The organism is Eremococcus coleocola DSM 15696 (assembly GCF_000428865.1).
Lineage (GTDB): Bacteria > Bacillota > Bacilli > Lactobacillales > Aerococcaceae > Eremococcus > Eremococcus coleocola.
Window position 1 is genome coordinate 24,990 of sequence record NZ_AUAT01000021.1, and the last position, 15,777, is coordinate 40,766.

18 protein-coding genes are annotated in these 15,777 nt (G+C 39.8%); all 18 read right to left on the minus strand.

The window, feature by feature from the left end:
- Positions 1-9: 9 nt before the first annotated feature.
- On the minus strand, positions 10-1,047 hold the full coding sequence (locus G396_RS10315) for an MraY family glycosyltransferase (RefSeq protein ID WP_051221165.1): 1,038 nt from the start codon (positions 1,045-1,047) through the stop codon (positions 10-12).
- A gap of 28 nt (positions 1,048-1,075) precedes the next feature.
- Positions 1,076-1,900, minus strand: coding sequence for an ammonia-dependent NAD(+) synthetase (nadE, locus tag G396_RS0105980; protein ID WP_028125381.1), 825 nt, complete (start codon positions 1,898-1,900; stop codon positions 1,076-1,078).
- An 11-nt stretch (positions 1,901-1,911) separates the two neighbouring features.
- Complete coding sequence (locus tag G396_RS0105985) at positions 1,912-3,402, minus strand: nicotinate phosphoribosyltransferase (protein ID WP_028125382.1); 1,491 nt, start codon at positions 3,400-3,402, stop codon at positions 1,912-1,914.
- A gap of 363 nt (positions 3,403-3,765) precedes the next feature.
- Positions 3,766-4,548, minus strand: a complete 783-nt coding sequence (locus tag G396_RS0105990) for a hypothetical protein (protein WP_028125383.1) — start codon at positions 4,546-4,548, stop codon at positions 3,766-3,768.
- Positions 4,549-4,559: 11 nt separating this feature from the next.
- Positions 4,560-5,105, minus strand: coding sequence for a transcription termination/antitermination protein NusG (nusG, locus tag G396_RS0105995; RefSeq protein ID WP_006418105.1), 546 nt, complete (start codon positions 5,103-5,105; stop codon positions 4,560-4,562).
- A 101-nt stretch (positions 5,106-5,206) separates the two neighbouring features.
- The gene (gene secE, locus G396_RS0106000) at positions 5,207-5,380 is read right to left on the minus strand and encodes a preprotein translocase subunit SecE (protein WP_006418101.1); all 174 of its coding nucleotides are present in this window, start codon (positions 5,378-5,380) and stop codon (positions 5,207-5,209) included.
- Positions 5,381-5,391: 11 nt separating this feature from the next.
- Positions 5,392-5,544, minus strand: a complete 153-nt coding sequence (gene rpmG / locus G396_RS0106005; protein WP_006418079.1) for a 50S ribosomal protein L33 — start codon at positions 5,542-5,544, stop codon at positions 5,392-5,394.
- Positions 5,545-5,644: 100 nt separating this feature from the next.
- Positions 5,645-6,607 carry a hypothetical protein gene (locus tag G396_RS0106010; protein WP_028125384.1) on the minus strand — a complete coding sequence of 321 codons (963 nt, stop codon included), beginning with the start codon at positions 6,605-6,607 and terminating at the stop codon, positions 5,645-5,647.
- 80 nt (positions 6,608-6,687) lie between these two features.
- Complete coding sequence (locus G396_RS0106015; protein WP_006418097.1) at positions 6,688-7,296, minus strand: RNA polymerase sigma factor; 609 nt, start codon at positions 7,294-7,296, stop codon at positions 6,688-6,690.
- A gap of 46 nt (positions 7,297-7,342) precedes the next feature.
- A complete protein-coding gene (locus G396_RS0106020) occupies positions 7,343-7,879 on the minus strand; it encodes an NYN domain-containing protein (RefSeq protein WP_006418085.1) in 537 nt (178 codons plus the stop codon).
- Positions 7,880-7,889: 10 nt separating this feature from the next.
- On the minus strand, positions 7,890-8,690 hold the full coding sequence (rlmB, locus tag G396_RS0106025; RefSeq protein WP_006418078.1) for a 23S rRNA (guanosine(2251)-2'-O)-methyltransferase RlmB: 801 nt from the start codon (positions 8,688-8,690) through the stop codon (positions 7,890-7,892).
- Between the two features lie 14 nt (positions 8,691-8,704).
- A complete protein-coding gene (locus G396_RS0106030; protein ID WP_006418084.1) occupies positions 8,705-9,103 on the minus strand; it encodes a Mini-ribonuclease 3 in 399 nt (132 codons plus the stop codon).
- Positions 9,104-9,107: 4 nt separating this feature from the next.
- Positions 9,108-10,535 (minus strand): cysteine--tRNA ligase, encoded by a 1,428-nt coding sequence (cysS, locus tag G396_RS0106035; protein ID WP_028125386.1) that lies wholly within the window; start codon positions 10,533-10,535, stop codon positions 9,108-9,110.
- 157 nt (positions 10,536-10,692) lie between these two features.
- Positions 10,693-12,171: a glutamate--tRNA ligase gene (gene gltX / locus G396_RS0106040; protein WP_028125387.1), complete on the minus strand. Its 1,479-nt coding sequence runs from the start codon at positions 12,169-12,171 to the stop codon at positions 10,693-10,695.
- A gap of 38 nt (positions 12,172-12,209) precedes the next feature.
- Positions 12,210-13,331, minus strand: coding sequence for a PIN/TRAM domain-containing protein (locus tag G396_RS0106045; RefSeq protein ID WP_028125388.1), 1,122 nt, complete (start codon positions 13,329-13,331; stop codon positions 12,210-12,212).
- Between the two features lie 37 nt (positions 13,332-13,368).
- Positions 13,369-14,751: a DNA repair protein RadA gene (gene radA, locus G396_RS0106050; protein WP_006417954.1), complete on the minus strand. Its 1,383-nt coding sequence runs from the start codon at positions 14,749-14,751 to the stop codon at positions 13,369-13,371.
- A 19-nt stretch (positions 14,752-14,770) separates the two neighbouring features.
- Complete coding sequence (locus G396_RS0106055; protein ID WP_006417956.1) at positions 14,771-15,289, minus strand: dCTP deaminase/dUTPase family protein; 519 nt, start codon at positions 15,287-15,289, stop codon at positions 14,771-14,773.
- A gap of 257 nt (positions 15,290-15,546) precedes the next feature.
- The coding region (locus tag G396_RS0106060) for an IS3 family transposase (RefSeq protein WP_028125389.1) at positions 15,547-15,777 on the minus strand (231 nt) is incomplete at its 5' end.

Sequence of the window (15,777 nt, forward strand, 5' to 3'; positions counted from 1 at the left end):
TTATGAGTCTCAATCCTTTTTACTAGTTTTATTTATCCTAATCATAATTAAGAGGAGCAGTAAGACTAAAGCCATCGCCCCCATTAGAATATATTGGCGGGCACTAGCAAATAATTGAGTTAATATTGCTAAGCTAGAAAATAATAAGGTGATAAAAATCATAATAGCCACAACCTGCCATTCTTTCAAACCTAATCTCAGTAGGCGATGATGAACATGATCGTGGTCAGCCACTACAATCGATTTACCCGTCATGAAACGGCGAAGCACCGCAAAAAAAGCATCAAATAAAGGGACCAGATAGATTAAGACGGGGACTGCTAAAGAATAGAAAGAGGCATTCTTTAAATTTGTCACACTCAAACTTGCATACATAAAGCCAATAAACAAGGCTCCAGTATCCCCTAAATAAATCTTGGCTGGTTGCCAATTAAAAGGAATGAAACCCAGGATAGCTCCGCTTAAGATCAGTAACATGACCAAGATAGAAAGACTTATTGAAATTGAAAAAAAATATGTCGTGACAATTAGGGTAATCAGTGAAATTAAGGTGACTGAACTCGCTAATCCGTCCAAACCATCGATTAAATTAATGGCATTCGTCATCAGAAAAATCCACACCATGGTTAGTAAATAGGTTATTATTTGAAATAAACTATCTGACACAGTGGGTAAAAGGGTCGTCGAAAAAGAGACGTTTGCCCAAAAGTAGATAATATTAGCCGCTAATAAAACACCTGCACTTTTCAACCACGGTTTCAGATTATATAAATCATCTAAAATACCCGTAATTAAGACTAAGGTAGAGGCAAGAAAGAGGGCTAAGAGCGACTGAACTAAAAAAAAGCTAGGATTAAAGAAATAAAAGGCGGTCCAAAAGGCAAAATAAATCCCTAGCCCGCCTAAGGTTACGACTTGCCGATGATTTTTTAAATCATGAACATCTTGATCATAAACCTGAATCTTCTTTCCTAACCAAAGTAAAAGAAGTGAAAAAATAGTCGCTAAAAACCAAGCTAAGGCCGCATATGAAAATAATGGTCCCACACTTTTCCCTTCTCTCTAACACTTGTTTCTACAGGTCACTATAAACATTATAAGGCAAATCACGTTTATGTTGTGATTTACGGTACAGGTCTTCAATCCGTTCTGCATCTTTATCCGCGATGGCTTTACCTATGAGATAATCATCAATGGCTTGATAAGATACACCTAAGGCTTGTTCATCAGGCAACTGGGGTTTATCTTCTTCTAAGTCAGCTGTTGGCACTTTTTCATAGAGAGCCTTGGGTGCTTCTAAATAAGCCAAAAGTTGCCGTCCTTGACTTTTATTCAACCGCCACAAAGGCATAATATCCGCTGCACCATCACCAAATTTAGTATAAAAACCGGTAATGGCCTCAGCCGCGTGGTCAGTTCCTACAACTAAACCTTGATTGTCGCCCGCTACCGCATACTGAGCAATCATCCGTTGCCGAGCCTTAATATTTCCTTTATTAAAGTCAGATATTTTCATACCTTCATTAGCCTCTACTGCAGCAACAACTGCATCCGTCGCAGCTTTAATATTAATGGTTAGCTCTTGGTCTGCTTGAATAAAGTCTAAAGCCATTTGGGCATCATCTTCATCTGCTTGTAAGCCATAAGGGAGACGGATGGCGATAAAACGGTAATCTGCTTGACCAGTTTCTTGCCGCAATTCTTCAACGGTTAATTGGCATAAACGACCGGCTAGGGTAGAATCTTGTCCGCCAGAAATACCTAGGACTAAACTCTTTAAAAATGGACGATCCATTAAGTATTGTTTCATCCAATCAATGGACCGTCTCACTTCTTGCTCAGGGTCGATACTAGCTTTTACTTTTAAGCTTTCAATAATTTGTGCTTGTAAGGGTCTCATCTTGTCCTCCTTTAAGACACGTTATTTTTTTCTAAGCGGTCGACTTTGACTTGAATTTTCTCACGTAAGGCTTTAATACTCGCCATTTTTTCATCGTATAATTTTTGTGAAAGATCGACAGGATATTGTTCAGGATTTAGGATTCGTTTATATTCATCCCATAAAGCATTATAATTCTTAGATGCATAATCACGGATTTGATTAATTTCAGGTAATTCGTAAGTAACTTGACCCTCTTTCATGACATCAATTAATAAAGGACGCGCATCAAAATCTCCTACGGTTTTATTAATATAAGTATGCACTGGATGGAACATGAATAATTCATCCATTTTATCAGGCGCCTCGTCATCTAGGGCAATATAGTCACCTTCAGACTTACCATCCTTATTTCGGGTAATCCGCCATACTTGTTTAACCCCTGGTGTGGTCATTTTTTCAGCATTAGAAGAAATTTTCATAGTCGGCATCATCACGCCATTTTCATCTTCAATTGAAACTAATTTATAAACCGCACCTAGAGCTGGTTGGTCAAAAGCAGTAATAATTTTGGTACCAATACCCCAGTCATTGATCTTAGCTCCCTGCATCCGTAAGTTCAGAATGGTCTTTTCATCTAAGTCATTTGAGGCAACAATCCGCGCATCTGTGAAGCCAGCTTCATCGAGTTGTTCCCGGATTCGTTTTGATTGATAAGCCATATCACCTGAATCAATCCGAACACCAATGAAGTTAATCTTATCGCCCATTTCTTTGGCAACTTGGATAGCCGTAGGTACCCCAGACCGCAAGGTATCATACGTATCCACTAAGAAAACTACATCTTTATGGGTTTCAGCATAGGCCTTAAAAGCCTTATATTCATCACGGTAAGCTTGAACTAAAGAGTGGGCATGGGTCCCAGAAATTGGAATACCAAAAAGTTTACCAGCGCGGACATTTGACGTGGAATGGAAACCACCAATATAAGCCGCACGTGTCCCCCAAATAGCAGCATCAAGCTCTTGAGCCCGACGGGTTCCGAATTCTGAAACTTTGTCGCCGTGACCCACCACTGACCGAATCCGAGAAGCTTTGGTCGCAATTAAAGTTTGATAGTTAATAATATTTAAAACTGCTGTTTCCACTAATTGACAGTGTCCTAAGGGACCTTCAATCTGCATTAAGGGCTCAGAAGCAAAACATAGTTCACCCTCTACCATAGACCGCACAGTTAGTTTTAGTTTAAGTTCTTTCAAATAAGCCAAGAAATCATCTTGATAGATACCCGTTTCCTTTAAATAAGCTAAGTCTTGGTCTGTAAATTTAAGATTATTAAAATAATCTAGTACACGTTCTAAACCAGCAAAGATAGCATAGCCATTTTCAAAAGGGTTCTTCCGGAAGAATATCTCAAACACAGCATTGCGTTGATCCATCCCAGTCTCCCAGTATGTCTGGAGCATATTAATCTGGTACAAGTCAGTGTGGAGCATTAAACTATCATCTTTATATTCTTTCATGGTTTTTTCCTTCCATTCTGCATACTCAATTAACCGTAAAACTTTTTACTATTATACCATATTTTGTCGCAGTGGTTGATTGGATGGAAACAACTTAGCGTCCCGGTCTTCTCTTAACACGCCACAAGGATTGTCAAAAAGCATGAAATTAATAGAAAAAATCGCAACGACTTACTAATTTTTTTGCAGATATCTTCTTAAATGCAAGCATAAGTCTTCCTACTATATTTTTCTTTGCCACTTAAATTAGATTATCAAAGTGTAAGCGTTTGTGTTTTTGGATGTATTCTTTACAAAAACATTCCAATTGATAGCAAAAGAGTCTGAAACACTCAAGTTTCAGACTCTTTTATATTTATAAATTTATTGTGCTTTTTGAAGACGGTAGAAATGCCAAGTAATACCTAAGCTTCCTAATAGAATTATAATCCCTAACCAAAAAAGTAAGAGACTGGCTGACCCAAAATCAGAGCCAGGTCGATGTTTAGCTAATACACCTAGCAAGGCCCAAAGAATTGGCACCATGACTAGACCATTGCCATATTTAGCAAAGGCATATAACCCTAAACCGACAATCACCAATATTAGGACTAGACTAGCAAAAACAGCCAAGCCCCCCGTTCCGGGAAATCCCTTGGAGACAAGATAGGTATTAAAGTTAGCAAACGTAGCTACAATTAACCAACCATAATGTAACCCCCAAGGATATTTTAAGGACCAAAGATGGTCACGTAATAGGGGAGTTGCAGAAATCCGCTTCAGACCATCCAATAAACGTTGATAGTAAATCAAAATGATAATTAAAGCAATTAATAGCAAGTCAGAAGACCAAGCCACCAACCACATCATATTTAAGACTAAAATTTGGAGCAAGATGGGTGCCAGAATAGATCGATAAGCTTCCTTAAATGGCGCTGATATCCTTTTTGAAAAAGGAATAAAAAGGGTAACGGCCATACCAAGGTAAATAAGACCCCAAATTGCGAAGGTAAACCCAGCTGGTGCCAACAAATTAAGATACTTATCTGAAATCTCAGCTTGCGAAGCCTTAAAGAAAATTGCCTGGGATGACAGATAATTAAGCAGTAAGTCTAAGATAAACAGAACAGGTAAGCCATAGTCATACCATTTTGGATTTGTTTTCAATGGCACACCTACTATACATTAGTAGGGCGAACTTGAGCAAAGTCTAATTCAGTGACAGTTTCACGGCCCATCATTTCCAAGACGACTTTAAGCCGTTGGGTTTCTTGACTAATTTCTTCGATTTGACCAGAGAAGTTAGCAAATGGACCATCCACGATATCCACATAGTCACCTACAGCCACATCTAATTCAACTGGCGCTGGTTTCATTGGACGATCACCTAAGATAGCTTCAACTTCTTCTTCTAATAGGGGAGCAGGCTTAGATCCAGCACCATGGGACCCAACAAAGCCAGTTACCCCTGGGGTATTCCGCACTACAAACCAAGCATCGTCTGACATAATCATTTCCACTAAGACATAACCTGGGAAGGTCTTTTCAACCTTTGAAGTACGTTCACCATCTTTAACTTCAGTCACTTCTTCTTCAGGTACTTCTACTCGGAAAATATTATCCTCCATATCCATACTTTCTTTACGAAGATCAATATTTTCTTTGACCTTATTTTCATAACCGGAATAGGTATGAAGTACATACCACTCTTTACGTCCTTCCATTTACTTTCCTCCTATTTTCTTGTAAATAAAAAACCTACGCGTCGTAGGTCTAGAAACTTTGCATATTTATTATAACATGTCTGTCATGAAATAACAGTCTTTTATAACTTAACAATCCAATCTAATAAATTAGAAAAAGCAAAGTCTGTTAGTACAAAATATGTACCAAAGAAAACAATGAGTAAGATGGCAATCCAGGTAAAGTTATTTACTTCTTTTAGGGTTGGCCAGGTTACTTGCTTCATTTCACGAAAAACATTCTTAATATACCCCATGATTAGCTCCTTTATTTGGTTTCTTTATGTAAAGTATGTTTATTACAATATTTACAGAATTTTTTAACTTCAATCCGTTTAGTGTGACCTGCTTGGGTAGGCGTCATTGAGTAATTGCGTTGGCCACAGACGGTACAGGCAAGTGCAGCTTTCTTTTGCGGCACAGCAATCCCTCCTTTTTCTCAATTCATACTCTACAATAATATAAAACAAAAGGAGTAAATGTCAAGCAAACTTGACACCCACTCCCTATTTTCACCTAAATTATTCCTCACTTTGGTCAGATTCAGTATCTGAGGACATGGATTGACTCTCATTATTAGCTTCCGGTAGGGGTTCACCTAAGATGACATGGCGAATAATCGTCGTCGTATAGGCTAACATCCGTGGGTTAGGTTGGTTAAAGGCTTCTTCATAAATTTCAGGCACAGAATCTAACATCTGACCATCCCAGAAACACATAAAATCAATGGTCATCTCATCTAAACTATCACCGGTTGGAACCATCATCATATTAATCGGCTTAGTCTGATATTCCATATAAGATAAGCCCATGACCCGCGGCGCCTCTTGGGCAATGTCTTCAAATGAAGGTAGGGCATCTTGGCTTAACCAACTTTCTAATTGATCATTACTGATTAATTGGTCAGGACTAAAGGCTTCTTGATCCACCAACATAGCTATTCCTGCATAAACTAGTTGATCATTAGAGAAATAAACGATTAATTCAGCCGTATCAGTACCTTCCTCAGTCCCATCTTGGTAGACATATTGAATCACCGCTTCTGTCTCTGACAAGTCTTCTTGCTGGCCTTCAACTTGCGGCTCAAATTGGGCTTGAAAATCCGCTAAACTAGTTCCCACTTGGTCGTTTTCTTCATAGGCATCGGTAAAATCGAATTTTTCGACAATCTGCTTATAATCTGCATATGCTTGTAAGAAAGCCTGGTTCTGTGTCTTATCTTCATTAACCGCAACATCATAAACAGAGGCTTGGTCTGAACTCGCTTCATCTGATACTTGACTTTGGTCGCCTGAGTTATCGGCTTCCTGGGACTCTGTGGTCGTCGTCTCACTTGTAGCTTGACTACTTGACTCTTGGGACTCAGTTACCCATTCTTCCACAGACTCGACACCAACATTCTCTTGGGCAAAACTAATCACCTGATTGAAGCTTAAGCACAGGGCTAGGGCACATAAACTAGCCGGCACTCTTTTCTTAAACATACGAATCTCTCCTTTTGGGCTTTACCCTTATTATAACTAAACACTATTAGGGTTTAAAGTCTGCTTTCTTTTAGCTACCATCAAATTCTAATGTAACCATTTAATAATTTAATCCGACAACGATCATAAATATTCTGCGCTGATTTAAGATTGATTCCTAATTTTTGACTAATTTCCTGATTTGAGAATCCTTGACGATAAAAGATAAAATATTTTCGTTCAAGGGGAGACAAAGACTCAATAAAGTCTGCCACTATCTCTTTTAAGGCTAAGACTCGGTCCGGTGCGTAGGCATAGCTACAAGATAAGGTTTCTGCCACACTCAAGCCCTCTGCATCTTGGTTGCTCGCTTGCTGGTCAAAAGGTATTTCTACTTTTCCTTGGCCCCGCTTTTTTGTTACTCGACGGCGGTTCAGATTAAACATGCGGTTTTTCAGGGCTGTTTCAAAATAAGCCACAAAATAGGCTTGCTTCTTGGGACAAAAATTATTGACACAAGCATAAAGGGTAATCATCGCTTCCTGGCGATAATCTTCATATTCAATTTGATAGCGTTGGCAAAAGTAAGCATATTTATAAACGAGCCCGGAAAGCCGGACCATCAGACGATTAAATAAATCTTCACAAAAATTTTGTTTTAACTGCAGCACTAACTCATCAATACTAAAAGCTCGGGTTGCTTTCACCATCAAGATGTCCTCCTAAGTTATTTAGAGAAACCCTTTGATTGTTAAGTTAAGCTTGAGGATCATTTTCAATTTGCTTGCGTAATTGTTCAAGATGGACAAGTTGATTAATTTGCCAAGGGGTCCGTCTAATTAATTTACTCGAATAATGTTGGTTTACATCTTGTTTTATCTCTTGCTTAGTATACTCAATATCCATCTGCAATTCTTTGGCAGACTGGCGTAAAGCCCCTTGTTGAAAGATCATCCATTGTTCGGCCGCATCACTGGTCGCAACCACTACCCTGGTTAAGGCATTTAAATAATTCTGGACCTCACGCTCAATATAAGAATCAGCTGTTTCTCCTTCTTGCGTAAAGACAACCGTCAAATCGTATTCCTGATAACTCTTAGTAATCCCAGGTACGAATTGGGCATCAAAAACCACAATAATATCTAAGTCACGATATTTACTAAAACCTGAAAGTTCAAAGAGTAAAAGGTCGCGTGCTGCTTGTATTTCATCATGTCTTTGCAAATGTGATAATTCTGGCCAAGCCCCAATCATATTATACCCATCGACAAATAAGATTTCTTTTCGTTGCATAAGTTGCCTCCTAAGGCATCGGGATGCGTTTAGATGCAACTTCATACATAATAATACTTGCCGCTACACTGGCATTGAGACTTTGCACATGGCCCACCATAGGAATGGTAATCGTTTGGTCCGCATGGTCCAGGAGTTTTTTAGAGACCCCCTGACCTTCGTTGCCAATAATGACCGCAATCGGTCCTTGCGAATTCCAGCTTCGGATATCTTGGCCGGCCATATCCGTTGCAAAAATCCAAACCCCTTTGGTTTTTAATTGGTCAACGACTTGGCCAAGGTTAGTGACCCGGACCACAGGTATATGTTCTAAAGCACCCGTTGAGGTCTTAGCCACAATCCCAGTCAAACTCGCCGCCCGTCGTTTAGGAATAATAATCCCATGAACCCCTAGGGCATCAGCTGACCGAATAATTGAACCTAGATTATGGGGGTCTTCAATCCCGTCCAAAATCAAAAAGAAAGGTTCTTGTCCCTTAGCCTCAGCTAGGGCAAAACAATCTTCTAAGCTTTGGTAGGCAACTGGTGGCACTGTCACAACCACTCCTTGGTGGTTCTGACCTTGGCTTAAATCATCTAATTTTGCTTTAGGAACTTCTTGAAAAACAAGCTGACGTTGCTTTACAAGCTCTAATATAGTTTGAATTTTATCCCCAGACAATCCTTTTTGAATAAAGACTTTATTGATCGGCTTCTTTTCTTCTAGAATTGTCAAAACAACCTGACGGCCATATAAAATTTCATCATTTTGTTCCTGGTCTATGACTTTATTTACTTGCTTGCCTCTTATCTTTTTCGAGCCGTGTACCATTACTTAGCCCTCCTTTATGCTTGATCTAGTCGTTGAATTGCATCGCTCATTAATGCTTGCAAGCGTTCTTCCTGGTGACTCAAAAACAGCCAGCCCATTAGTGACTCAAAGCCAGTTGCTTGCCGGTAGTCTTGAATGCTAGCATTTTTGGCCTTGGTATTCGCCTTGTGGTTACGCCCCCGTTTATAGAAAGAAATTTCTTCCTCGCTCAGGAACCCATCCTCAGCCAGCCAAGCTAGCATGACTTGGGCCTGACCCTTAGCTCCGACGTATTTAATGGCAGCCCGGTGTAAGTCATTCACACTAGTTAAGCCGCTGGCTAAGACATGCTGACGGACAGCTACTTCATAAATCGCATCACCTATATATGCCAAAGCTGAACCATTTAATAATTTAGCCTCACTGTCTTTCATAAGATTAGCCTCTTTTCCAAGTGGTTCCTTGCGGGGTGTCATCTAAATAAATACCTTGTTCTTTTAATTGATCACGAATTTCATCTGCCCGTCCAAAATCCTTGGCTTTACGAGCCACATTCCGTTCATCAATTAAAGCTTGAATCTCTTGATCTAATAGGTCTTCCTTAGTTTCAAAAACAAGGCCAAAAATAGCTAATAGATCTTTAAATATCTCTTGCATTTTGCTTAAGACTTTTTCTGAAACTACCTCACTTTGTAAATAGCGATTGATTTCTTTAACCAATTCGAAAATCACCGTCATACCATTGGCCGCATTAAAATCATCGTCCATTGCTTGGATAAAATCAGCCTCTAATTGAGCCAAGACTGCTAGATTTGCTTCATCAGTATCGAGATTGGCTTGAGTCGTTGCATTAGCTAAACGCAAATCTAAACGACGGCTGACTTCTTCTAAGCGTTTAATATTCGTCTGAGCTTCCTGTAAGGCTTGATCATCATAACGTAAAGGCCGGCGGTAATGGACTGTCCCTAATAAATAACGGACCACCATGGGATCAGCTTCTTTTAATAAGTCACGTAAAAGGACAAAATTCCCTAAAGACTTGGACATTTTTTCCCCATCTTCTCCAAAGGTCACAAAACCATTGTGCATCCAGTAATTGGCAAAGTTTTCACCATGGTTATGAGCTTCTGCTTGGGCAATCTCATTTTCATGATGGGGGAATTCGAGGTCTTGACCGCCGCCATGAATATCTAAGGTATCCCCTAGGTACTTGGTAGACATAACGGAACATTCAATATGCCAACCCGGACGACCTGGTCCCCAAGGAGATGGCCAAGAAACTTCACCTTCCTTCGCTGACTTCCATAGGGCAAAATCGAGCGGATCTTCCTTACGATCGGTTTCAGCTGTATCAGTTCGTTGGGAAGCTCCAATTTCTAATTCAGAAATACTTTGATGGGATAACTTACCATAACCGTCAAAACTTTGGGTTCTAAAATAAACATCACCTTGAGAAGCATAGGCATGGTCAGACTCAATCAAAACTTTAATATAATCAATAATCTCTGTAATATGGTCCTTCACTCGCGGATGAATATTGGCCGGTAAAATATTGATGGCGGCTGTATCTTCTTTAAAGGCCGCAATATATTTATCAGATAAGGCTTCGGTACTTAAATCCTCTGCCTTGGCGGCTTTGATAATCTTATCATCAACATCGGTAAAATTGCTGACATAGTTCACTTGATACCCACGATATTGTAAGTAACGACGGACCGTGTCAAAAGCCACGGCAGACCGGGCATTCCCAATATGAATATAATTATAGACTGTCGGCCCACAGACATACATGGATACTTGATTCGGCACTTGGGGCACAAAATCTTCTTTTTGTCGGGTCAGCGTATTATAAATTTGAATCGTCATGTAATTTCTCCTTCTCAAAAGCTTTCCCCTATATTATACATGAAAGCCAGGCTAGGACCTATGTATAAGTCATAAGACTTTAACAAAAAACCATTATGTCGTTAGGCTAGCTAACTATCATAATGGTTTTAATTGCTTAATAAATTATACTTAAGACCTAGCTTAATTGAGCTTTAACTTGTTGGATATGATCTAAAGCTTTCGTTTTTCCTAAAACATCGATCACATTAGCTAATTCTGGACCATGCATTTGACCAGACACCGCAATCCGGATTGGCATAAAGAGCTTACGGCCCTTAATACCGGTTTCTTTTTGGATTTCTTTAATCATTGGTTTAATGTGGTCCGCATCAAAATCAGCATCGGCTAAAGCTTCCAATTTAGCTGCCATAGCATCCACCACCGTCATCGCGGTTTCAGCGGCCATTTCTTCCTTAGCTGTTTGGTCGACCGTCAACTTATCATTAAAGAAGAGGCTAGAAAGCTCAACAATTTGAGCCCCATAAGACATTTCATCATGATAAAGACCGACTAATTTCTTAACCCATACCATTTCTTCTTCACTTGGATTTTCAGAAACTTTACCCGCTTCTTGTAAATGAGGAAGGGCTAGGTCGACGACTGTATCTAAGTCTGCCGCCTTCATATAAGTATTGTTAATCCATTCCAGCTTCTTTTGGTCAAAAGAAGCTGGCGAAGTAGATAGACGGTCAACATCAAAGATATCGATAAATTCTAGGCGGGAGAAGATTTCATCTTCTCCCTTAGGTGACCAACCTAATAAAGCAATAAAGTTAAACATGGCTTCAGGTAGGTAACCTAAATTACGGTATTGTTCAATAAATTGGAGAATAGATCCATCACGTTTAGATAATTTCTTATTGGTTTCGGCATTAATAATTAAGGTCATATGTCCAAATTCAGGGATTTTCCAACCAAAGGCATCATAAATCATCATTTGTTTTGGCGTATTAGCAATATGGTCATCGCCCCGTAAGACATGAGAAATTTCCATCAAATGATCATCCACAACCACAGCAAAGTTATAAGTTGGCATACCGTCACGTTTTTGAATGACCCAGTCGCCAGAAATATTTTGAGATTCAAAATGAACTTTACCCTTAACCATATCATTCCATTCATAAGTTACCCCATGAGGTACACGGAAACGAATCACGGGTACCCGGCCTTGGGCTTGGAATTCGGCCTCTTGTTCAGGGGTTAGGTGGGCATGTTGACCACCGTAATGAGGCATCTCACCACGGGCTTTTTGTTCTTCCCGTTCAGCTTCTAATTCTTCTTCCGTCATATAGCAGCGATAAGCCTTATCTTCAGCAATTAATTGATCAATTAAGGGTTGGTAGATATGGGCACGTTCAGATTGACGGTAAGGACCATATTCTCCAGGTTCAGCTGGAGATTCATCCCAATCCATCCCTAACCACTTAAGATTTCTTAATTGGCTTTCTTCACCGTGGGCAATGTTCCGTTTTAAATCAGTGTCTTCAATCCGAATAACAAAGTCGCCCCCATAGTGACGAGCATATAGATAATTAAATAAAGCCGTTCTAGCATTACCAATATGTAATTCACCGGTTGGACTTGGGGCATATCTGACACGAATTTTATCACTCATTTTATAATCAATCTCCTTTAATTTATCTCACACATTTATTAATGACTGGCTTCAATGCGGTCCTTGGAATGGACCGGTTGGGCAAAAATCATCCGACCCGCTGCCGTTTGTAAGGCAGAGGTTACAATTACAGGTAATTGTTCATTCATATAATATTGACCATCTTCAACCACAATCATCGTACCGTCTTCTAAGTAAGCAACCCCTTGCTTGCGCTCAGTACCTGCCTTAATGATCATTACGGTCATTTGTTCCCCTGGAATTAAGACTGGTTTCACAGCATTTGCGAGGGCATTAATATTGAAGACCGTAATATTTTGAAATTCACAGACCTTATTTAAATTATAGTCATTGGTTACAACAGCCGCTTCCATTAGTTTAGCTAAGCGAACTAATTTACTATCAACTTCATCAATATCTTCAAAATCACCTTCATAAAAATCAATTTTCACTGAATCATCTTTTTGAAGTTGATTCAAGATATCCAATCCTCGCCGTCCCTTGGCACGTTTAAGAGAGTCAGAAGAGTCAGCAATCAATTGCAGTTCATGCAAAACAAAGTTAGGAATCACCAAAGTACCTTCCATAAAGCCAGTTTTGACAATATCCGCAATCCTGCCGTCTATTATAACACTTGTATCCAATAATTTATATGGATGATAAGCATCCCCTGCTTTTCGTTGTAACAACTCTTGTTCTTGCAAGCCACTTTCATGTTTGCGGCCTTGTAAAGAACGGGAAAATAATTGGACTAGATCCTCCCGTCGGGTCATGGCTATTTGATAACCCACAAAACCAAAAATTAAGGGTAGGATTAAAGGCAAGGTCGAAGAAATAAAGGGAATCCGCAAGCCAACAAAAGGAAGGGCGATTAAATAACCAATGACCAAACCAATAATCGTGCCTAGGACATCAATCAAAATCACGGATATTGTTTGTTGGTTAGCCCATTTAATCATCCGACTTACAAATTTATCAATAATAGGCACTAATAGAAAACCAATCAAAAGAAAAATGATTGAAAAAATAAGGGCATTAATAATGGGATTGGCCATTAAATCTATTGTGAACCCAAGCTGACGCCATATATCAGGTCCAAAAGTTAAACCAAAGGAAATCCCAATAATTAACGCCACTAATAAAATAAAACGTTTATACATCATGTCACCTCCTTTCAAATAGAATTACAGTTAAAAACTAACGCGGAAATACTAAATTAACCGCTTGCCGAATCGTTTTAACCGGAACCAACTCAATCTCAACATCTTTATCTAAGTCATTATAATTATTCTGAGGGATAAAAATTCGTTTAAAGCCAAGTTTATTGGCCTCTTTAATCCGTTCATTAATTTGGGATACTCGGCGGATCTCACCCGTCAAGCCAATTTCACCCACAAAACAATCATCGACCTTGGTTGCCTTATCCCAATAGGACGAAGCAATCGAGATTGCGATGGCCAAGTCAATGGCTGGCTCATCTAATTTTACGCCTCCGGTCGTCTTAAAGAAAGCATCTTGATTTTGCACTAGTAAACCACAATGTTTTTCCATGACTGCTAATAATAAAGACACTCTTTGATAGTCCACACCTGAAGCCGTCCGTTTGGCATTACCGAAAACAGTTGGCGTCATCAAAGATTGGACTTCAGCTAAGATGGTCCGAGTTCCTTCTAAAGATGCCACCACCGTCGAACCTACGGCACCCGCAATCCGCTCTTCCAAGAAAAGTTGAGAAGGGTTCGCCACTTCTTGTAAGCCAGTATCCAACATTTGAAATACACCCAATTCGTGGGTGGAACCAAAACGATTTTTGACGGCTCTTAGAATCCGAAAGCGATTATATTTTTCACCTTCAAAATATAAAACCGTGTCCACCATGTGTTCTAACATCCTTGGTCCAGCTATCGCACCTTCTTTCGTCACATGACCGACAATAAAAATTGCAATCCGGTTATCCTTTGCCAACCGCATCAAACTAGCGGTTGCCTGTCTAACTTGACCTACCGAACCAGCCACCCCATTATGGTCCGCCACTTGCATGGTTTGGATGGAGTCAATCATGACCGTATCAGGCTGAATCCGAGCCGCTTCCGCAATAATTTGATCCAGATCAGTTTCGGCCATCAGGTAAAGATCTTCTTGTTTAACATTGAGCCTTTGGGCCCGCATTTTAATTTGGGACAGACTTTCTTCTCCCGACACATAGAGGACCCGTTGGCCGGCCTTAACTAATTGGGTGGAGACCTGTAAAAGGAGGGTAGACTTACCAATGCCGGGGTCACCCCCAATTAAAACCAGTGACCCAGCCACCAAACCGCCACCCAAAACCCGGTCAAACTCTTGAAATTGCGTTTGGACTCGATCTTCAGCTTGGGCTTGGATTTCATCCAATTTGTAGGCCCGGCCTAATTGATTTGCCGCATCTGACCTTAAAGACCGGGTCCGTTGTTGACTAGGGCTGGAAAACACTAATTGTTCTTCCATTTGATTCCAAGCGCCACAGTTAGGGCACTTACCCAACCATTTAGGCGATTCGTAACCACAGGCCATGCATTCGAACATTACCTTTTTCTTTGCCATTCTGTTAGAACCTCTCTATTTACTTACCTGAAGACCCAAAGCCACCAGACCGTTGTTCTAAACCACCTTGATCGCCATCCACTGTATAGTATTTAGCAAAAATTCCTTGCGCAATCCGGTCACCTTTTTCAATCGTCACATCAAAGAGTCCGAAGTTCTGTAATTGGACATAAATATGACCCTCATTGGCTGGATTATTATAATAATCTTGGTCAATAATTCCGACACTGTTGGGTAAAGCGATAAAGCGTTTCAAAGGATTAGATGACCGATTAATAATCTGGAGATATTCATCGGCTTGCATGTAAGCTTTTAAGCCAGTGGGCACCAAAGTCGGTTTCATTAAGTCTTTATCCGCTTGATTGACTGAACCCTTGACCAGCTTGGTCACCACTTGCTTCCAATAGCTAGGTAGGGTGATTGTTTCGGCTGCCTCGATATCATACCCCGCAGCATTATAGGTCGACCGTTGGGGCAGTTGAATCGCTTGATCTTGATAGGCCGAAACAATTTCAAAGCCACGAATTCTCTGATTCATATAAGACACTCCTTAACTATTTTTCTAATCTATTCTATCAAAGTTTAGTATTTTAAGCACCTAATAGCTTAATGAATTCCCATATTTTATCCTAAGGCTTCGGCTTTTATCACTTTGGCTAGACTTTGTTTATTTTTAGGACTTATTGTTGAAAAAAAGATCCCCTCAGGGATCGATTTAACTATAGTGACCCCAAAAAGTTGGACCAGAGAGATGAGTACATATTTTATGTACTTGTCTCTCTTATTTTTTGTTTTCTAAGCAGCTTGAAGTGAATGGCGATAAGCAATTGGGCTCATCCAGTTTAATTTTTCTTTGATTCGTTCTGCATTATAGTACTGTATATATTTAATAATCGCAGTTTCTAATTCTCTGTAACTATGATAAATCTTATCGTAATACATTTCTTGCTTCATCACACTGAAGAAGTTTTCCATGGGTGCATTATCGTAACAGTTTCCTTTCCGTGACATACTTTGAAAGATTTG